This window comes from Pseudomonas brassicacearum (assembly GCF_003732265.1).
GTDB lineage: Bacteria > Pseudomonadota > Gammaproteobacteria > Pseudomonadales > Pseudomonadaceae > Aquipseudomonas > Aquipseudomonas brassicacearum_D.
The window spans coordinates 769,532-789,555 of sequence record NZ_MOBK01000001.1 but is presented as its reverse complement, the minus strand read 5'-3'; the positions used below and the strand labels follow the sequence as shown (position 1 = coordinate 789,555).

General features: G+C 61.7%; 17 protein-coding genes. 7 read left to right on the top strand and 10 right to left on the bottom strand.

All coding sequences use genetic code 11. The annotated features are described in order from the left end of the window. Positions 1-17: 17 nt before the first annotated feature. From BK660_RS03775 to BK660_RS03765, 3 genes are all read left to right on the top strand, one after another. Positions 18-1,484 (top strand): efflux transporter outer membrane subunit, encoded by a 1,467-nt coding sequence (locus tag BK660_RS03775; RefSeq protein ID WP_123432143.1) that lies wholly within the window; start codon positions 18-20, stop codon positions 1,482-1,484. Positions 1,485-1,515: 31 nt separating this feature from the next. Continuing rightward, positions 1,516-2,466: an aldo/keto reductase gene (locus BK660_RS03770; RefSeq protein ID WP_123432142.1), complete on the top strand. Its 951-nt coding sequence runs from the start codon at positions 1,516-1,518 to the stop codon at positions 2,464-2,466. Between the two features lie 76 nt (positions 2,467-2,542). Further along, a complete protein-coding gene (locus tag BK660_RS03765) occupies positions 2,543-3,481 on the top strand; it encodes a LysR family transcriptional regulator (protein WP_123432141.1) in 939 nt (312 codons plus the stop codon). 51 nt (positions 3,482-3,532) lie between these two features. On the opposite strand, the gene BK660_RS03760 is transcribed toward BK660_RS03765, so the two are convergent. Then, positions 3,533-3,805 (bottom strand): DUF2790 domain-containing protein, encoded by a 273-nt coding sequence (locus BK660_RS03760; protein WP_123432140.1) that lies wholly within the window; start codon positions 3,803-3,805, stop codon positions 3,533-3,535. 223 nt (positions 3,806-4,028) lie between these two features. Here BK660_RS03760 and BK660_RS03755 point away from each other — a divergent pair, with 223 nt between their 5' ends. From BK660_RS03755 to BK660_RS03740, 4 genes are all read left to right on the top strand, one after another. After that, complete coding sequence (locus tag BK660_RS03755) at positions 4,029-5,042, top strand: helix-turn-helix transcriptional regulator (protein WP_123432139.1); 1,014 nt, start codon at positions 4,029-4,031, stop codon at positions 5,040-5,042. 131 nt (positions 5,043-5,173) lie between these two features. Beyond that, positions 5,174-7,012 carry an amidohydrolase gene (locus BK660_RS03750; protein ID WP_123432138.1) on the top strand — a complete coding sequence of 613 codons (1,839 nt, stop codon included), beginning with the start codon at positions 5,174-5,176 and terminating at the stop codon, positions 7,010-7,012. A gap of 159 nt (positions 7,013-7,171) precedes the next feature. After that, positions 7,172-8,626 carry a purine-cytosine permease family protein gene (locus BK660_RS03745; RefSeq protein WP_259698474.1) on the top strand — a complete coding sequence of 485 codons (1,455 nt, stop codon included), beginning with the start codon at positions 7,172-7,174 and terminating at the stop codon, positions 8,624-8,626. A 33-nt stretch (positions 8,627-8,659) separates the two neighbouring features. Beyond that, the gene (locus BK660_RS03740) at positions 8,660-9,667 is read left to right on the top strand and encodes an Ldh family oxidoreductase (protein WP_123432137.1); all 1,008 of its coding nucleotides are present in this window, start codon (positions 8,660-8,662) and stop codon (positions 9,665-9,667) included. A gap of 251 nt (positions 9,668-9,918) precedes the next feature. Here the strand turns inward: BK660_RS03740 and BK660_RS03735 are convergent, their stop codons facing one another. From BK660_RS03735 to BK660_RS03695, 9 genes are all read right to left on the bottom strand, one after another. Next, positions 9,919-11,499: an aldehyde dehydrogenase (NADP(+)) gene (locus BK660_RS03735; RefSeq protein ID WP_123432136.1), complete on the bottom strand. Its 1,581-nt coding sequence runs from the start codon at positions 11,497-11,499 to the stop codon at positions 9,919-9,921. A gap of 27 nt (positions 11,500-11,526) precedes the next feature. Further along, positions 11,527-12,924: a fosfomycin efflux MFS transporter AbaF gene (abaF, locus tag BK660_RS03730; RefSeq protein WP_123432135.1), complete on the bottom strand. Its 1,398-nt coding sequence runs from the start codon at positions 12,922-12,924 to the stop codon at positions 11,527-11,529. Positions 12,925-12,994: 70 nt separating this feature from the next. After that, positions 12,995-13,912 carry a dihydrodipicolinate synthase family protein gene (locus BK660_RS03725; RefSeq protein WP_123432134.1) on the bottom strand — a complete coding sequence of 306 codons (918 nt, stop codon included), beginning with the start codon at positions 13,910-13,912 and terminating at the stop codon, positions 12,995-12,997. A 119-nt stretch (positions 13,913-14,031) separates the two neighbouring features. After that, a complete protein-coding gene (locus tag BK660_RS03720) occupies positions 14,032-15,060 on the bottom strand; it encodes a trans-3-hydroxy-L-proline dehydratase (RefSeq protein ID WP_027924792.1) in 1,029 nt (342 codons plus the stop codon). A 126-nt stretch (positions 15,061-15,186) separates the two neighbouring features. Continuing rightward, complete coding sequence (locus tag BK660_RS03715) at positions 15,187-15,909, bottom strand: amino acid ABC transporter ATP-binding protein (RefSeq protein WP_123432133.1); 723 nt, start codon at positions 15,907-15,909, stop codon at positions 15,187-15,189. Further along, complete coding sequence (locus BK660_RS03710; RefSeq protein WP_027924790.1) at positions 15,902-16,552, bottom strand: amino acid ABC transporter permease; 651 nt, start codon at positions 16,550-16,552, stop codon at positions 15,902-15,904. The genes BK660_RS03715 and BK660_RS03710 overlap by 8 nt, the downstream gene beginning before the upstream one ends. Before the next feature lie 10 nt (positions 16,553-16,562). Next, on the bottom strand, positions 16,563-17,228 hold the full coding sequence (locus tag BK660_RS03705) for an amino acid ABC transporter permease (protein ID WP_123432132.1): 666 nt from the start codon (positions 17,226-17,228) through the stop codon (positions 16,563-16,565). Continuing rightward, positions 17,221-18,999, bottom strand: a complete 1,779-nt coding sequence (gene lhpI, locus BK660_RS03700; RefSeq protein ID WP_123432131.1) for a cis-3-hydroxy-L-proline dehydratase — start codon at positions 18,997-18,999, stop codon at positions 17,221-17,223. Before lhpI ends, BK660_RS03705 begins: the two co-directional genes overlap by 8 nt. A gap of 10 nt (positions 19,000-19,009) precedes the next feature. Beyond that, positions 19,010-19,828, bottom strand: a complete 819-nt coding sequence (locus BK660_RS03695; protein ID WP_123432130.1) for an ABC transporter substrate-binding protein — start codon at positions 19,826-19,828, stop codon at positions 19,010-19,012. Positions 19,829-20,024: the final 196 nt, after the last annotated feature.

The window sequence follows — 20,024 nt, the reverse complement described above, 5'->3', positions numbered from 1 at the left end:
TTCGTGGAGTTTGCCTCATGAAATCCAATGCGCGCTTCATCAACAGACAACTGATCAACACCACCTTCGGTGCGGTCGCGGTGCTGGTGTTCCTGACCGCTTGCACGGTCGGCCCCGATTATCAAATGCCGGCGCCGAGCCCGTCGCAACACTACGATCAACAGGCCGAGCAGCGTCTTGGCCAACGCATCGACCTGGGCAAGAAGGTCAACGGCGACTGGTGGACGGCATTTCGTTCGCCCAAGCTCGACAGCGTTGTGCGCCGGGCCATCGACGGCAATCTGGAACTGGTCGCGGCCGATGCCACGATCCGTCAGGCGGCGTCCTCGGTCGCAGCGGCGGAAGGGGTGCTGTATCCGCAGGTCGATTTTGCCGCCCAGGCCGGTCGCCAGCGTACGCACAACGGACCGCAGCCGGTGGTTTCCAACTTCTATGCCATCGGTCCTCGGGTTGGTTTCGATCTGGACGTGTTCGGCGGCAACAAGCGCCAGGTTGAACAACAGGAAGCACTGACGGCGTTTCAGAAGCATCGCTACGAAGCGGCTTACCTGACCTTGACGGGCAATGTCGCCAGCCAGGCGTTGTTGATGGCCTCGGCGAACGCGCAGATCCAGGCTGTGGAAAAACTGCTGGCCAATGACACCAAGAACCTTGAACTGGTGCGCATGGCCCACGCCAATGGCAGCACCACGCAGATCGATGTGTCGCTGGCCGAAACCCGGCTCGCCCAGGACCGGACGCTGTTGCCGCCCCTCGCTCAGCAACGTGATTCGGCCCGGCATGCGCTGTCGATCCTGACCGGCAAAGGCCCGGCAGACTGGATTGCGCCGGACTTCGACCTGAGTGAGTTTGCCTTGCCGGCCAACGTGCCCGTGAGTCTGCCCTCGGAAATGGCCCACACCCGGCCGGACGTTTTGCAAGCCGAAGCGCAACTGCACATGGCCAGCGCCGCCGTCGGTGTCGCGACCGCCAACCTTTATCCGCACGTGGAGCTGTCGGCGTTTCTCGCGCAGTCGGCGTCCGGCAATGGTGGCGCCGCGCTCTGGGGCTTTGCCGCCGGAGTGGCGGGACCGATCTTCAATGGCGGCACCCTCAAGGCTGAACGCCAGGCGGCGGTCGACGGCTACAACGCCTCGCTCGCGGATTATCAGCAGACCGTCATCCAGTCGTTCGGTCAGGTCGCTGACACGCTGCAAGCCATCAACCATCACGCCGAAGAAAACCTTGCCCAGGAAGACGCATTGCGCGCCGCCGACAGCAGTTTTCGTTTGAACCAGCAAGCGTACGCCCAAGGCGAGAACAGCATCCTCCAGGTTCTGGAGGCCGAGCGCGCCTATGAGCAGGCGTTGTTGGGGCAGATCAGGGTGAAGACCGCGCAGTACCTCGACACCGTCCAGTTGTTTGTCGCCCTCGGCGGCAATTCGGTCGGCGTGTTTGAGCAGCGGGTCGCCAGCCGCGAAGCATCCAAACGTTCATATCAGTAGAGGCTGCGGCCTTAGAGAGTGGAGTAACGACATGACCTACGAAGCCTTTCACGACGAACTTCGCGAGACAAAATTTGCGCTGAACCACGGCTCGGCCGAGATGCCGGCCGTGGGCTTTGGCACCTTGTTCCGCGACCTCAGCGTCACCACCCAAGCGGTCACCCACGCGCTGGAAACCGGTTTCCGCCATTTCGATTGCGCCGAGCGTTATCGCAACGAAGAAGCGGTGGGCGTGGCGTTCAAGGCCTTCATCGACTCGGGCAAGGCCCGGCGCGAGGACTTGTTCATCACCACCAAACTGTGGAACACCAACCATCGTCCCGAGCGCGTGTTGCCGGCGTTCGAGGCCAGTTGCCGGCGGCTGCAGGTGGACTACATCGATTGCTACCTGATCCACACGCCATTCGCCTTTCAACCCGGTGATGACCAGGAACCCCGGGACCCGTTCGGCCACATGATCTACGACTCGGGCGTGACCTTGCTCGAAACGTGGCGCGCACTCGAACAGCTCGTGGACGAAGGGCGCTGCAAGTCCATCGGCTTGTCGGACATCACCCTGGAGGCGTTGAAGGCGATTGTCGACGTGGCGCGGATCAAACCTGCCGTGGTGCAGGTGGAGTCCCACCCGTATCTGCCGGAATGGGAGCTGCTGGAGTTCTGCAAACAGCACGGCATCATCGTCCTTGCGTTTGCACCGCTCGGCCATGGCATGCAGCCTGCGGTGCTGGAAGACCCGGTGCTGACCGGCATCGCCAAACACCTGCGCAGAACCCCGGCTCAGGTTGCGTTGGCCTGGTCGGTGCAGCGCGGTGTGGCGTTTCTGACCACGTCTGCAACACTGAGCCATATTCAGGAAAACTTTGACATTGCCACGCTGCCGCACCGGGCCATGCTTGAGATCAAGGAGGACATCACGACGCGGGTGCGCTTCAACTCGGTGGTGGAAACCGGTATCCCGGGCTTTATCCCGGGCAAAAGGTAACCCCTGCCAGCGCGGCGGCCTGATCTCAGGCCGCCGCTTTTTTTTGACCGTTCAATTGTGCGCCGAGGCAAAACCGATGGACGTTTTTCAAACCATGCGTTGTTTCATCGCCGTGGCCCAGAGCGGCAGCTTCACGGCCGCAGCGGCGACGCTGGACACCTCGACCACCAACGTTTCCAAAGCGGTTTCCAGCCTGGAGGCGCGCTTGCAAACACGCTTGATCAACCGCACGACCCGACGTCTGGCCCTGACCGAGGCGGGGCAGCGCTATTTGCAACGCTGCGAGAAGATTATCGAGGAGATGCGCGAAGCCGATGAGGAGGCGGGAACGGCGCAAACCCAACCCGTGGGCCGGCTGAAAATCCATGCGATGTCCGCCGTGGGCAATCACTACGTGATCAATGCAATCGCCCGGTATAGAGAGACGCACCCGTCGGTGATGTTTGATTTGACCCTGACCAATCGGCTGCCGGATTTGCTGGAAGAAGGCTACGACATGTCGATTGTGTTGGCGCGGGACTTACCCGATTCAGGCTTTGTCGCGCAACGGCTCGGCATTACCTACAGCATTCTTTGCGCCTCGCCGGCGTACCTGAAGAAACGCGGAATTCCCGACGCGCCGGGTGCTTTGGGTTCACATGATTGCCTGAGGATTGTGAATACGGTGATGCCAGCGGAAAACTGGGTATTCGAAGGACCTGAAGGTGTGGAGACGGTGAGCACACCGATGTCGCCGTTTCACGTCAACACCGCGGATGCGATGACGGTGGCGATCAGCAACGGAATGGGCATCGGCATTCAACCGATTGCGTCTGCCGTGGAGGGTTTGAAAGCGGGGACGTTGGTGCGGGTGTTGCCTGAGTATCATTTTGAAGAACTGAATGTGTTTGCCATCTACCCATCGCGCAAATTCGTCGATGCGAAGATCAAGACCTGGGTGGACTTCCTCAAGGACTACATTCCGGTCCTGCTGGCCAGCGATGAAAAAATCGTCGGTTCAAGCAAAAAAAGATAAACGCCAGTGCCGCCGGTATGGAGTGTCGACCCTCCATCGTCTGCACGGTACTCAACCGTTCGAACAGCCGGTGCCCATGACTTGATACTGCAGGACATGCTGTTGACCGCGCGAGTCTTCGTAGGTCATTTGTGCCGGTACCGGGCCACACTCATCGCCGACGTCTGACACGCTGATGACGCGTTTGATGTCGAGATGGGTGTCGTAGGTATAGGTTTCAACCGGGGCCTTGGTGGTGGCGGCGGTTGAGGCATTGTCGTCAGCGAAGGCGGGGGCGCCGAGACTGGCGAGAGCGAGCAGAAGCGCGAATTTCGAAAATTTCATGGCGTTCACCGTATCGTTTGAGGAGGGTTGGTTTTCTACCTTGTGAGCTGTTGGTAAATGCTCATCGGGTAGGAACGATGCTAGGGGTTTACCCCTGCCTCAAACAGCGGTCGGAAGGACAAACACTGTTGCCGGTTTACGCATGAATACGGGCCTTGTGGACGGCATCGCTGCCCGTGTGGCATGGTCGAAAAAATGCCACGTAGCCAACAGGATCAAGATGATGGAGGAGGGGAACGAGGTCGGCGGCACACCGTCGATGGCGACGCTGAAGGCCTTCAATCAGTGCGTATTGCACCTCGGGCGACTGGCTCGGGAGCGCGGCGCCTCGCAATTCATCGAAGACGGGCTGCAAGCCTTTCGCCCGCTGGTGCCGTTCGCGTCGGCATGGTGGGGCGAGATGTCCACGTCGGACGCCCATGTGCCGCCGAAAAGCTGGATGCACGGGCGCATCGACCTGCCCGAATCGTTTGCCGCCGAATGGCACAAGAGCGCGGGCAGCGACCGGTTCTCCCATGACACTTTGAGCCAACCGGGCGCGGTGGTGCGCGACAGTGGTTTCACAGATCCCCATGTCGAGGTCGATGCGTTTGCTCGCCGTCATGACCTCTACCATGTGATCTGCATCACCTTCGAGTTGCCCGAAAGCGGTTTGATGTTTTTTGTATGCCTGTATCGCGGCGAACAGGCGTCAGGTTTCAACGACAGCGAGGCCGCGTTGTTTTCGGCGTTCTGCGATCACCTGTTGCAGCTATGGCGTTTCCAGGTACAGGACATGATTCGCGTCGACACCGGCGACGGCGCCAGCGACTTTGGCGTTGCGCGCATGGACGGCACGCTGCTGTACGTCGGCGCCAGCCTGTGTGCGGCGATCCAGCGCGAGGTGCCGGGCTGGAGCGGTTCGAGGCTGCCGGCGCAGGTAATCGCCCAACTGCCGAAAGCGCCGAGCGTCATGCGCCTGGGCCGCTGTGCGCTGACCCTCAGCCCAAATGCCAAACACGTCATTCTGTCCCTCGAAACACAGTCACGCGGCGTGGTGCTGGCGCCACGGGAGCGGACGGCGGCGATGCTGTTTGCGGCCGGTCACTCGTATAAAGAGATCGCCAGGATCCTCGGTTTGAGCCCTGCGACGGTGCGCACCTACCTGCGCAACTGCTACTTGCAGCTCGGCGTGAAAAGCAAAGTCGAGCTGGGCTCTGTCCTGTCTGCACAGGCAACCCGCCGCGAAGCCCTCTGAATCACCGACCCCTCCTCATTTGTGGAGGTCCGTCCAACGCCCGCGCACGCTAGGGTATGCCCTGCATATCAGGGGCTTGCGCGCAGGCTGGTCGGGCCTCTTCCAAAACTATAAAAACAGAGGTGAGGCAGTTGAAATTCTCCAGGCTTTTTGTCGCCATTGCGGCAACCACGGCATTTTCCGGTGTGGCGCTGGTGGGGTGCCAGACCCAGGGTTCGACCCCGGCAGACATGGTCATGCGCAACGGTTATGTCTACACCGTCGATGGCCAGAACTCGGTGCAGCAGGCGATTGCCGTCACGGGCGGGAAGATCGTCTATGTCGGCAACGACGAAGGGGCGGCGTCGTACATCGGCAAGCAGACGCAAACGATCGATCTGGCGGGGCGCATGCTGATGCCGGGCTTCATCGATGCACACATGCATCCCGGTGACGGCGGCCGCGCCATGACCTTGTGCGACCTGAAATACCAGACCATGACCCGCAAGGAGTTCCAGACCACCATTCAGGCGTGCCTGGATGCTGACAAGGATAAAGGGCCGGATGTCTGGCTCGAAGTCGGCAGCTGGGACCGGATGGGCATGGACGGCCTCGACGGCGACCCGGACAAATCGACGCTGGACGCCCTCAAGACCAACCGGCCGATTCAAGTGCGCTCCACCGATTTCCATACCGTGCTGGTCAACTCACGCGGGCTGGCCGTCGCCGGCATCAACAAAAACACCGCCAATCCCGGGGATGGCAAGTACGTGCGCGACAGCGCCGGCAACCTCACCGGCATCTGCGAAGACGGCGCGGCTGATACGATGGCCGCCGTGGTGCCGCCGGCCACCGACGCGGAAAAACTCAACCAGACCCGCGCGGCGCTCGACGCCATGCGCCAGCAAGGCATCACCAGTTTCTTCGACGCCTTGTCGGGACCGGAGAATGGCAAAGCCTTCACCACCTTGCAGCAGTCGGGTGAACTGACCGCCCGCGCCTTGCTGGCGATTAAACTGGACCCGGCCGCCGCTGCCGCCGACCCGGCGAAAACCATCGCCGAGGCCAAGGCGATGGCCGCGACCTACGATCAGGGCGAAGCCAAAGTCGCGCCGGGCGTGAGCATGCGTCACGTCAAATTGTTCATGGACGGCATCATCAATGCGCCGGCGGACACCGGTGCGATGTTGACGCCGTACCTGCACAACGCCGGCACCGAGAAGGCACCGAAATGGGCGCCAGGCAAGAACGTCGGTGAACTGTATTTCCCGCCGCAAGTGCTCAAGCCGCTGCTGTTGCAAGCCGTACAGGCCGGCCTCGACCCGCACCTGCACGCCACTGGCGACCGCGCCGTACGTGACTCACTCGACGGCATCGAATACGTGCGTCAGCAATTGCCCGGCAACGGCTTCCGTCCGGCCATCACCCACAACGAGTCCGTGGACCCCGCCGACTATGGGCGCTTCAAGGCCCTCGACGTGACCGCCAACATGTCCTTCCAGTGGGCGCAACAAGCGCCGTCGACGGTCGACGGCACCAGCGATCACCTCGGGCCTACGCGATTTGCGCGCATGGAGCCCTCGGGCAGCATCGCCCGTGCGGGTGGCCGGGTGGCCTATGGCAGCGATTGGCCGGTTGACCCGCTCGATGAGTTCCTGGCGTTGAAAGTCGGTGTGACCCGTTCCGGTGATCCGACCAACCCGCACAGCTATGGTCCCAAATACGCGGGCCGCCTGAATGCCGACCCGGCGCTGTCCCGAGCCGACGTGCTGCGCACCATCACCGTCAACGCCGCCGAGCAACTGAAGTTGGAGAACGTCGTCGGTTCGGTCGAGGTCGGCAAGTTTGCGGACCTGATCGTGCTGGATAAAAACTTCATGCAGGTACCGGAAGAGGAACTCGCCCGTAACAGCGTGTTGATGACCGTCGTGGGGGGCAAGATCGTGTGGGCCAAGGCGCCGTTCGTAGGCCAGGTGGCGATGACCCGTTAAACGCAATCCAGGGTGGGAGCGAGCCTGCTCGCGAAAGCGGTGTGTCAGCTTGCATCAATGTTGACTGTGCCGCCGCCTTCGTCGGAACGCCGCCCGGAGCCGGCTCGCTCCCACAGGGAGTTGTGTGAATGCCTTCTACTTTTGAAGAGAATAAAAATAATGACTCAGCTCCACGATAATCAACAACGAAGTCCCCTGATCGAGACCCGCTCGATCGATTTCATCCCCGAGGCCGAGCGTCATGGCAGCCTCTACAGCCAGTTCACGCTGTGGCTCGGCGCCAACCTGCAGATCACCGCGATCGTCACCGGAGCGCTGGCCGTGGTGTTGGGCGGCGATGTGTTCTGGTCATTGATCGGTTTACTGATCGGCCAGTTGCTCGGCGGTGCGGTCGTCGCCTTGCACGCTGCGCAGGGACCGAAACTGGGGCTGCCGCAAATGATCTCCAGCCGTGTGCAGTTCGGGGTCTACGGCGCGGCGATCCCGATTGTGCTGGTGTGCCTCATGTACCTCGGTTTCAGCGCCACGGGCGCGGTGTTGTCGGGGCAGGCGATTGCCCAGTTGATCAGCGTCAGCGACAGCACCGGCATCCTGATTTTCGCCGCGTGCATTACGTTCCTGACGATCTTCGGCTATCGGGTGATTCACCTGGTGGGGCGTGTGGCCAGCGTGCTCGGCATCATCGCCTTCGCTTACCTGTTTACTCGCTTGATGACGCTTAACGACATCGGCCTGCTCCTGGAAAATCGCCACTTTGGCTGGAGCACTTTCCTGCTGGCGGTGTCGCTGTCGGCGTCCTGGCAGATTGCGTTTGGTCCATACGTGGCCGATTACTCGCGCTATCTGCCGAGCAACACATCATCCTGGAAAACCTTCGCCGCCGTCGGCCTCGGGACCGTGTTCGGCGCCCAGGCGTCGATGGTGCTGGGGGTGTTTGCCGCCGCACTGGCCGGTGCCAACTTTCGCGGTCATGAAGTGGCGACCATCGTCGGCCTGGGCAGTACCGGGGTGATGGCCTCCTTGCTTTACCTGAGCGTGGTGTTCGGCAAGGTCACCGTGTCCACACTCAACGCCTATGGCAGCTTCATGTGCGTGGCGACCATCATCAGCGGTTTCCGCAGTCGCCTGGAAATCAGCGCCCGCCAGCGCATGTTGTTTGTGCTGCTGATCGTCGCGGCATCGACCACGCTCGCGTTGGTCGGCCAGTACTCGTTCCTCAACTCGTTCAAGTACTTCATCCTGTTTTTGCTGACGTTCTTCACCCCGTGGAGCGCGATCAACCTGGTGGACTACTACTTCATCAACAAGGAGCGCTATGACATCCCGGCCTTGTCCGACCCGGCCGGGCGTTACGGTCGCTGGAACGTGTTGGGGATCAGCGTGTATGTCAGCGGCGTGTTGATCCAGCTGCCGTTTGTCGACACGCATTTCTACTCCGGGCCGATGGTCGCGCAGCTCGGTGGCGTGGATATTTCCTGGATCGTCGGCTTGGTGGTGCCGGGTGTTCTTTACTACCTGCTGGCGAGGAAGTCGGCGGTGGTTGTTGATGAAGCACCTGTGCTGATTTCGTCACTCCCCCTGCGCAAACCCATCAAGCCCAATCGCCTCGAATAGACCACCCTGACCGGTCTGTTCAAGGAGATGACCATGATCCGACTGACCCTGATCGAAGCCCATGCGTTGGCCGAATCGATCCTGTTGCACAACGGTTTTAACCTGGCCCATGCGCGTGCGGTGGCGACCACGGTGACTGCCGGCGAACGCGACGGCTGTGCCTCCCACGGTTTGTACCGGGTGCTGGGGTGCGTCAATTCCCTGCGGGCCGGCAAAGTCTCGGCCACGGCTGAACCCGAGGTGATTAACCAGGCACCGTCGATTGTGCGAGTGGATGCTGGCGGTGGTTTTTCGCAATTAGCCTTTCAGGCGGGTTTGCCGCTGCTGACAGAGAAAACCCGCGCCAACGGGATTGCGGCGTTGGCGATCAATCGCTGTGTGCATTTCTCGGCGTTGTGGGTGGAGATCGAGCAATTGACCGCTGCCGGTTTAGTTGCGCTGGCGTGCAATCCGAGTCATGCCTGGGTCGCCCCGGCCGGTGGGCGCTTGCCGGTGTTCGGCACCAACCCGATTGCCTTCGGCTGGCCCCGTCAGGGACAGGATCCGTTCGTGTTCGACTTCGCCACCAGCGCCATCGCCCGTGGCGACATCGAACTGCACCGCCGTGCCGGAAAAGCGATCCCCGAGGGCTGGGGCGTTGATGCGCAGGGGCAACCGAGCACTGATGCCAACGTCGTACTCGACAGCGGCGCGATGCTGACATTCGGCGGGCACAAGGGCTCGGCGCTGGCAGCCATGGTGGAATTGATTGCCGGGCCGTTGATTGGCGACCTGACCAGTGCCGAATCGTTGGCTTATGACGCTGGCAGCAAGTCGTCGCCGTACCATGGGGAACTGATCATTGCCTTTGATCCACGGCGCTTTTTGGGGGACTCGACTGAGGTTCATCTGGCCAGGGCCGAAGCGTTGTTCCAGGGGATCGAAGGGCAGGGCGCACGCTTGCCTTCGCAACGCCGATACGAGGCGCGGGCGCGTAGCTTTGCCGAAGGGGTGCAGATCCCCGAGGCGTTGTTCAACGACCTCAACGCATTGCTGGCTTGACTCAATAACTGAAGGAGTGAGCCTGCTCGCGATGGGGGCAGTACATTCAACATTCCCGTTGACTGACCCACCGCTTTCGCGAGCAAGCCCGCTCCCACAGTTAATCGAAGTCGTACACAAATATCGTTTTCGCCAGCGATCCAGTGTGGGAGCGGGCTTGCTCGCGAAGGCGGCAGTACATCCAACATTTCTGTCGGCTGACATTCCGCTTTCGCGAGCAGGCTCACTCCTACAGGGGTTTGGGGTGTTTTTCAGATCGGGTTTCGGTGACTGGCGCCGTCGACCAGTCGGGCAATACCCAGTGGATTGGCGTTTTTCAGTGGGTCGGGCAGCAGGGCGTCCGGGCAGTTCTGGTAGCACACCGGGCGCAGGAAGCGTTCGATGGCCAGGCTGCCGACCGAGGTCCCACGGGCATCGGAGGTGGCCGGGTAGGGGCCGCCATGCACCATCGAATCACACACTTCGACGCCCGTGGGGTAGCCGTTGAACAGCACCCGGCCGACCTTTTGTTCCAGTAGCGCCAGCAACTCTGCATGGTCATGCAAATCCTGGGGTTCGCCAATCAGGGTGGCGGTGAGTTGACCGTGCAAGCTGTTCAGCGCTTGGTGCAGTTCGGCCCTGTCGGCCACTTCGACGATGAGGGTGGTCGGCCCGAACACTTCTTCCTGTAGCAACGGATCACCTTCGAGCAACAGACTCACGTCGGCCTTAAACAGGTGCGCGCGGGCCTGATTGCCGTGTTGGCGATGGCCGGTCAGGTGGGTCACGCCCGGGTGGCTAAGCAAGGCCTGCACACCTTTTTCGTAGCTGCGCAGGGTGCCCGCGTTGAGCATGGTTTGCGCCGGTTGCTCTGCCAGCAGCGCCGTGAGGGTCTCGGTGAAGGCACTGAATTGCGCAGAGCGCATACCGATGACCAATCCCGGATTAGTACAGAACTGGCCGCAGCCGAGCACCACAGAGGCAGCCAGTTCGCTGGCAATTTTCTCGCCGCGCACGTGAAGGGCTTCAGGCAACACCACGACCGGATTGATGCTGCTCATTTCGGCAAACACCGGAATCGGTTGAGGGCGTGCGGCGGCCATGTCGCACAACGCACGGCCACCTTTAAGCGAACCGGTGAAACCGACGGCCTTGATCGCCGGATGCTTGACCAGGGCTTCCCCCACGCCAGCCCCGTAGATCATGTTGAACACACCCTTGGGCATGCCAGTCTGCTCGGCCGCACGGATGATTGCATCCGCCACCTGTTCGGCCGTCGCCATATGCCCGCTGTGGGCCTTGAACACCACCGGGCAACCGGCGGCCAGGGCCGCAGCGGTATCGCCGCCAGCCGTGGAGAACGCCAACGGAAAGTTGCTCGCACCGAACACGGCCACAGGCCCTACGCCGATCCGATACTGACGCAGGTCGCTGCGGGGAAGTGGTTTGCGGTCGGGCAAGGCGCGGTCAATGCGCGCACCGTAAAAATCACCGCGACGCAAGACCTGGGCAAACAGGCGCATCTGGCCGCTGGTGCGAGCGCGTTCACCCTGTATCCGTGCGTTCGGCAGTGCGGTTTCGCGAGTGACCAGGGCGACAAACTCGTCATCCAGTGCATCCAGTTGCGCGGCGATGGCTTCCAGAAAATCCGCACGGCGTGCCGCAGGCATAGAACGAAAGGCCGGGAACGCAGCGGCAGCAGCCTGGGCAGCGGCGTGCACTTCGCTTTCGGTGGCTTGCACGAAAGAGCAGGGCAACGCCTCGCCGGTGCTGGCGTCATGGCTGAGCAAACTGAGGCTGCCGGCGGCGCTGCGCGTGCCGCCAATGTAGTTGTGGCCGAGGATCTGGGGCATGAAAAACTCCTGTCGGTAAAGTGCGGCTCACGCCAGCGAATCGCCTCGACGCGGGGGCGCGGGGGCGGCGTTGTCCAGTGAGGCAATGCGCGCCGCGGACTCGGCATCCACCGCGTGCAACGATTTGCCGCGGGTTTCCCGGGTCAGCCCGACGGCAATGACAGAGATCAGCGAGGCACCGAGCAGGTACCAGGCGATGGGCGTCGAGCTGTGGTACTTGTTGAGCAGCGTGATCGCAATCAGTGGTGCAAGGGAACCGGCGAAAATCGGCGCCACCTGGTAGCACAGCGAAAGGGCGGTGTAGCGCACGTGAGTGGGGAACATCTCGGCCATCAGCGCCGAATACGGTGCATAGGTCATCGACTCGATGGCCAGGCCCAGGGTAATGGCGGCCATGATCAGCCAGTTATTGCCGGTGTCCATCATCGGGAAGCCGACGAAGCCCCAAAATGCCGTGAGCACCGCGCCGACCAGATACACCGGTTTGCGCCCGACGATGTCCGACAGATAGCCCATCAACGGGATCATGAAGAAGTGCAGCAAGTGAGCGCCGAACATCAGAAACAGAATCTCTGAAGTGTCCTTGTGCACCACCAGCTTCAGGTAGGTGATGGAGAACGTCACCACGGTGTAGTAGAGAATGTTTTCGGCAAAGCGCGCGCCAATGCCCACCAGCACCGAACGCCAGTGGTGACGCAGCACTTCCACCACGCCCAATTGTTGTTGCTTGGTCTGCGCCTGTCGCGCCTGGGCTTCCTTGAAGATCGGTGCGTCATCGACACTGGTGCGAATCCAGTAGCCGATCAACACCACCACCGCCGAGAACCAGAACGCCACGCGCCAGCCCCAGGCGAGAAATTGTTGCTCCGACAGGTTCGACGACAACAGCAGCAGCGCAACCGTCGCCACCAGATTCCCGGCCGGCACACCCGCTTGCGGCCAACTGGCCCAGAAGCCACGGCGATTGTCCGGGCAGTGTTCGGACACCAGCAGAATCGCGCCACCCCATTCACCGCCAAAGGCGAACCCCTGGATCAGCCGCAACAGCACCAGCAGCACCGGCGCCGCGTAACCGATCTGGTCGAACCCGGGCAGGCAACCCATCAGGAACGTGGTGATGCCGACCACCACCAGGCTCAGTTGCAGCAAGCGCTTGCGGCCGAATTTGTCACCGTAGTGACCGAACACCAGGCCACCCAGCGGGCGGGCGAGAAAGCCCACGGCGTACAGCGCGAACGCGGCGATGATGCCGTCGACGGGGCTGTCGGTCTGGCGAAAGAACAGTTGGCCGAAGACCAGGGCCGAGGCCGTACCGTAGAGAAAGAATTCATACCACTCGGCGACCGTACCCGCCATGGCGGCGGCCACGACACGCTTGAGTCCGGAGGGTGTGGTTGCGCGTTGAGTGTGTTGATGATTAGGCATGCTGACGTTTCCTGTAGAGGCGCAAAAACAGGCAGCCGGGCCGGGCCTCCAAGGCCCGCCCGGCACTCACTCAGAGACCGACGTCCGGCAGGTGCGGACGGTTCGCCAGGGCCTTGGCCATGATCTGTTCGACGAACAGGCGATCCTCGTCCGGCAAGGCCAGGCGTGGTGGACGGGTCAGCGCGCTGCCGCGACCGGCGATGGCTTCACACAGCTTGATGCACTGCACCAGGTCGGCACGGGCATCCAGGTGCAGGATCGGCATCAGCCATTCGTAGATCGGCATGGCTTCGGCAAAACGCCCGGCCTTGGCCAGGCGGAATATGGTTTCACCTTCTTTCGGGAACACGTTGGACATGCCCGAGACCCAGCCTTCGGCGCCCACGGCGATGCTTTCCAGCACCACGTCATCGAGGCCTGCGAACAGCACGAAGCGGTCGCCGACTTCATTGCGCACGTCGATGAAACGGCGGGTATCGCCGGAGGAATCCTTGAAGCACACCACGTTGTCGCAGTCGGCCAGGGAAATCAGGATGTCCGGGGTGACGTCGTTTTTGTAGATCGGCGGGTTGTTGTAGACCATCAACGGCACGTCGGCATGCTTGGCCACGTAGCGATAATGCTCGGCGGTTTCAAACGGCTTGGAGCTGTAGACCAGCGCCGGCATCAGCATCACGCCATCGACGCCAACCTTGCGCACCGCGTTGGCCACTTTGGCCGCTTGCACGCTGGTGAATTCAGCCACGCCACAAATCACCGGCACCCGGCCGCGAGAGGCATCGACAGCGACTTCGGTGACGGCGATTTTTTCTTCGGCGGTCAATGAGGTGTTTTCGCCGACCGAACCGCATACCACCAGGCCCGACACACCATCGCGGATCACGTTGGAAATCACCTGATGGGTCTTGTCCAGGTTGATGGTGAAGTCATCGTTGAATTGAGTGGTCACCGCGGGGAAGACGCCACTCCAGTTAATACGCTTGCTCATTTGTTGCCTCCGGGTCGTTAATTGTATTTCGTATACGATATTTAAAATGAAAAGATTCGGCCAGTGCTATTTCTTGTTTTTCAGGGGATTTTGTAGCCGTTGGTCCGGGTGTTAAGGGATTAAGCACCCGGCCAGGTATCAGACAGGCGATAGCCCTGTGGCCATGGATCGCTCGGATCGAGCAGCAATTGGTGGGTGCCGGTGATCCAGGCCCGCCCGGAAATGCACGGGTAGATGGCAGCGCGGCCGGCCACTTCGGTCAGCGAATCGATGCGGCAGTGGAACTCGGAACCAATGATCGAACGGCCGATAAACCGCTCGCCCACCTGCATCAAACCCTTCGCGTGCATCACGGCCATACGCGCCGAGCAGCCGGTGCCGGTGGGTGAACGGTCGATTTTGCCGGGTTGAATCACCACCGCGTTGGCGCCGGTGGCAATGCCGTTCTCATGGACGATAGGCGCCGCGATCTGGCAGAAGGAGATGTGCGACCACTCGGGATTCAGCGGGTGCACAAAGCCCAATTGTTCGTTGGCGGCGCGGGTGATTTTCAGCCCGACCGCGACCAGATCGGCGGCCTCGTCCGGGCGGATGGAGAAGCCCAGGCCCTTGGCATCGGCAATCACAAAACTGTCGCCGCCATAGGCCGTATCGACCTTCAATGAACCGATGCCTTCGACTTCAATCCAGGCATCCAGGCGATCGGCGAAGGAGGGCACGTTCTTGATTTCTACCCGCTCAACCTTGCCGTCACGGCAATCGGCGACGGCCTCGATCAGCCCGCCGGGGGCTTCCAGTACCAGCCGGGTTTGCGGCTCGGTCATCGGCAGAATGCCGCTGTCGAGTAGCACGGTGGCCACGCACAGTGAGTTGGAACCGGACATCGGTGGCGTGTCCGCCGGTTCCATGATGATCCAGGCCATCTGCGCCCGAGGGTCCTTGGCCGGTACCAGCAGGTTGACGTGGCGAAACACGCCGCCGCGCGGTTCGTTGAGCACGAAGTTGCGCAGGGTTTCGTCCTTGGCGATCCAGCGTGATTGTTCCCACACGGTGGCACCGGGTGGTGGAGCGACGCCGCCGACGATCACGTCACCGACTTCGCCTTCGGCGTGGCAGCTGACGACGTGGATTACTTTTGATGAGCGCATGGTTTATTCCTTGTTTTGCCTGTGCGGTCCTCTTCGCGAGCAAGCCCGCTCCCACATTCAATCGCATTTGTTCTGGAGGAACTCGGTCAAATGTGGGAGCGGGCTTGCTCGCGAAGGGGCCATTTGTCATTTCACCGATTTCAAAAACGCCGCCGTCTCCGCATGCACAGGATTGCCAATCACCTGATCCGGCGACCCGATCTCATGCACCAACCCATTACGAAAGAACGCCACCCGGTCAGACACATCGCGGGCAAAGCGAATCTCGTGGGTCACCAGCACCATGGTCATGCCGTCTTCGGCGAGCATGCGCATGGTGTCCAGCACCTCGCCCACCAATTGCGGGTCGAGGGCGGACGTGGCTTCGTCGAACAGCATGTAGTCCGGCGACATCGCCAGGGCGCGGGCGATGGCCATGCGTTGCTGTTGACCGCCGGACAGCTTGCCGGGGAAGGTCTTGAGCTTGTCGCCCAGACCAACGTGGGTCAGTTGTTGCACCGCCAGTTCCTCGGCTTCGGCCTTGCTTTTACCGAGCACTTTTCGTGGCGCCAACATCACGTTTTCCAGCACCGTCAGGTGCGGAAAGGCATTCCATTGCTGGAACACGATGCCGATCCTCTGCCGCAGACGGTTGAGGTCAGTGGCGCTGTCATGCACCTCGACACCGTCGACACGGATGTTGCCTTTCTGGATCGGCTCCAGGCCGTTGATGCACATCAGCAGCGTGGATTTGCCGGAGCCGGAACCGCCGATGATCGACACCACCTCGCCCTTGTTCACGGTCAGGTTCACGCCCTTGACCACTTCGAGGTTGCCGAACGATTTGTGTACGTTGTCGATCTCAATCATTTTCCTGCCACCTTCTTTCCAGACGAGCGCCGAGGCGTGCAACCACCAGGCTCATGACGTAGTAGATAAGGCCCGCGATGCACAGCACCAGCAACGGTTCCTGGATGCGGGTGACGATGGTTTGTGAAGCGCGCAGCAGTTCGACGATGCCGATCCACATCACCAGCGCGGTGTCTTTCATCACCCCGAGCACCAGGTTCAGCCAGCCGGGGAAGGCGACGCGCGTGGCCATCGGCAGGACGATCCAGCGCAGGTCCTGCAAGAAACTCAGCCCCAGTGAACGGCTGGCCCGGCGTACCGTGAACGGCACCGCCAACACGCCGCCGCGCACGATCTCGGTGAAGTACGCGGCGGTGTACACGCCGAGCACGATGCAGCCGACGCTGAAGGCGCTGATGTTCAGGCCGACGATGCTTTTGAGTGAGTTGAACAGCACGAACTGGATCAACAACGGCACGCTGCGAAACACGTCCAGCACCCAGGCCAGCGGCAAACTGGCCCGTGGCAACAACGCCCGCAGCAAGCCGAACAGCAGCCCGGCGATGGAGCCGAGGATGATCGACCAGAACGTCAATTGCAGTGTGACCCAGGCGCCATTGAGCAGGAACATCAGGTCATTCGAGGAAAAACCGGTGGCAAACATGGACAGCTCCTCAGTAACGGAACAACCGCCAGGCCATCAGCCGCGCGGTCGCGACGATCGTCTTGGCAATCGCGTAATACAGCACCGCCGCTATTGCGAAGTACTCGAAGGTGCGGAACGTTTTGACGTTGTAGTCCTGGGTCACCCCGGTCAGGTCATTGTTCAGCCCGACGATCACCCCCAGCGACGTCATCAGCACCGCCCAGACCATTTGGTTGGTCAGCGGGTAGAAGACGATGCGCAGCAGCTGCGGGACGATGATCATGCGGTAGGTCTGAAACGCGCTCATGCCCAGTGACCGCGCGGCGCGAACCTGGGTCTGGGGCACAGCCTTGAGCCCGCCGCGAAAGTTTTCCGCGAGGTAGCCGGCGTTGTTGAACGTGATCCCGGCCAGCAGTGCGAGCCACGAGCTGACGTGCAGACCGAGCGAGCCAAGGCCGAAGTACAGGATGTAGATCTGGAACAGCGACGGCGTGTTGCGCGCAATCGAAACCCAGCCGTTGCCGATGCCGCGCAGCAGCGGGTTTTTGCTTTCGCGCATGACCGTCAGGGCCAGGGCGATGAGCACGCCGAAGATCATCGACAGGGCCGCGGTCTCGAACGTGACCACGGCGCCGGCTAGCATGTCCGGCAAGGCGCGCAGGGCAGAGCGCCATTGGAAGGTGTAGTCAAACATGCGCAGGGCTCTCCAGTTGGGCGGCGGGTTGCAGCCAGGCCGGCAGGCGTCCGCTGGCGATGGCGTTGCACGCGGTATCGACACACTCGGCAAGGCTGGCGAAATGCACCTTGCGGCCCACCAGTCCCGGTGCGTAGTGGGCGTATTTGCCGGAGTTGGTCATCAGCGTGGTGGCGGCCGGCGGAATCACCGGCTCGCCGAGCATGCACCAGCAGGTGTCGGTGACCAGCGTGGCGCCGAAGGCCTCGATCACCGCGATATGGCCAGCCTCGCGGGCCTGCTCCAGCACTGCGCGGCCGCAGGTGATGGCGAGGACGACGTCCGGGTGTTTGTGCCGGCCCCGGCACAGCCGCGCCAGATGCGCGAACTCGCTGAGGGAAAAATGCGGGTTGCCCAGCGACACCACATCCACGTGGTGATCGCGGGCACTGTTAAGCTCGCGCCAACTCACCAACAGGTCTTTCGGACGGATTTTTTCCACGGGTAGGGCGACATTCGGCTCCACGACGTTGGCCGGATCAATCGCCTCCGGTGTAACCCCGGCGATATGAAACAGCGGCGCCGCCGAGGTGGTGGCAAACGCTGCGCCAAAGGCTTTGAGATCGTCCAGGCTCGGCTGGCGATTTTCCAGGCCCAGCACCAGCGGCACGCGGCTGCCGGCCAGCGCACCGATGTGATAACCGAGCAACGGGTAAAACGCGTCGTCCAGTTCACCGAGTACCGGCAACTCGATCTGCAACCGGGCCTTGCGTTGCGCGTCCAGGTGGCAGCCGATCAGCGGGGCACGGCCGGTAAGGGCGATGCAGATGTCGAGGTAGTCCGGGTACTTCAGGGTGCGGGCGCCGAGCACGCTGTTGGCGTAGACCACGGCATTCGATTCGGCCCAGACAATCTGCTCGCCAGCCTTAGGCGCACTGTCGAGCAGGTAGGGCGCGCAGGTGTAACTCAGTTGTGCGCCCATCGCCATATAGGCATCGCCCAAGGCGCTGGCCGGCTCGCCGAGGGCCGGGTCGATGCCCAATTCGCGCCAGCGGCGCTGGTCCACGGAAATCGAATTGAGGGTGGTCGGCACCCGCACTTTGGCTCCCCATTCCACCAACTGTTGGGCAAAGCGCAGGCTCGCTGGCCCGGTGTAGATGCAGCCATCAATGTGCGCCTGGGTGACATCCACCAGGCTGCGCGCCCCTTGCAGCTCGGCCATGCGCAGAACGATGTGCATGGCCATTTGCGCGGCCTGTCCATGCTGACCGTCGAGCAGTGCCCGATCGAACGCGGTGAGTTCGATTGAAGCGCCGTTATCGGTGCTGGATATTGGGGTGTCGAGCGCCTGCCAGGTATCGACGGGCAGGTGCTCGAACAGGTTCAGCGTGTCGCCATCCACCCGGGCAAAAGCGTGATCGCGCAATGACGCGAAGGCCTCCCGGCCGATGCAGAGCACCGGCAGGGAACGGGCAAAAATGGTCTGTGCGACCAGCACGCCCAGGGTCAGGATCTCATCCGGCTCGGCCAGCACCAGTGCCGCCGGTGCATGGCCGTTGCTGATCAGTTCCATCAACACGCTGCTGCCGGTACACGAACCGCGCCCGCTGGGAATCGCCAGCACACGCCCCGACAGACATTCGCCGCTGAGCGGGTGGTGGCGATCAATGACCTCACCACTGGCGGAATCAACGCCGCCCCAGAAACTCAGCCCGACATCGGCGAACAGCAGGGCGCCTTGAGCGGCACCCGCGACCAGACTGCGACCGGTCAGAGAAACAGACCCAGGCATGCCGGACACCTTAGTAGTAGACCTTTGGGACGGTCAGGTCGGCCGGCGAAATATCGGTGCCGACCCATTTGACGAACAGCTCGTTGTAACGACCGGTGCGCACCTGTTGGTTGACGAACAGGTCGAGGTAGTTGAGCAGCCCGTACTCGCTGCGCTTGGCGCCGAGGGACACGTAGTCGATCACGTACGGAGCATTACCGGCGACTTTGAGGTTTTTGTATTTACCCGATTTGAGGGTGGCGGCAGCCACGGTGTTGGTGACCACAGTGGCGTCGATGTGGCCTTGGGCGACGGCGAGCAGGGTGTCGTTCTGCGACTGGTAGGCGCGGAAGCTGCCGGTGCCCCAATTCTTCACGTCTTTCTCCAGAGCGATGGCCTCGTAGGTGCCGCTGGTGTTGCCCACGGGTTTGCCCTTGAGGTCTTTGAAATCGTTGATGCCGGTATCGTCGCGGGTCAACACCACCATCTGGAACGCGAAGTAGGGCACGGTGAGGCCGACGGTCTTGGCTCGTTCGAGGGTGTCGGAGGTTGAGGCGACGATCACGTCGGCGCGCCCGGAGACCAGCGCCGGAATACGATCCGGGAACGGCGTCTCGACCACTTCAGCCTCGACCCCGAGGATCTTCGCCAGGTCGTGGCAATAATCCACATCGAAACCGGCCGGGTTGTTACTGGCATCGCGGAAACCCATCGGTGGGAAGTCCAGGGTCACGGCACAGCGCAGCTTGCCCGAACCGATGATGTCGTCGAGCTTGTCCGCCTGGGCGCTGGCGACAAAGGTGGTACTGAGAACAGCGCTGAGGGCTACGGCAAATGCGGGGTTTTTCATAGAGGCCTCGTTCGTGTGAAGTGCTGTTGAAATATCGTATTGAGGATTTCGTATACGATATTAACAATAGCAATCAACGTGCCGATTTCCAGTCAGCACCGTGAATTTAGCGTCAGCCCTTGAAGTAGAAGGTTTGTAGTGGCGCACCACCGCGCCGACGACCTGCGCGCCGTGTTACAGATGGGAGCAATGGCTG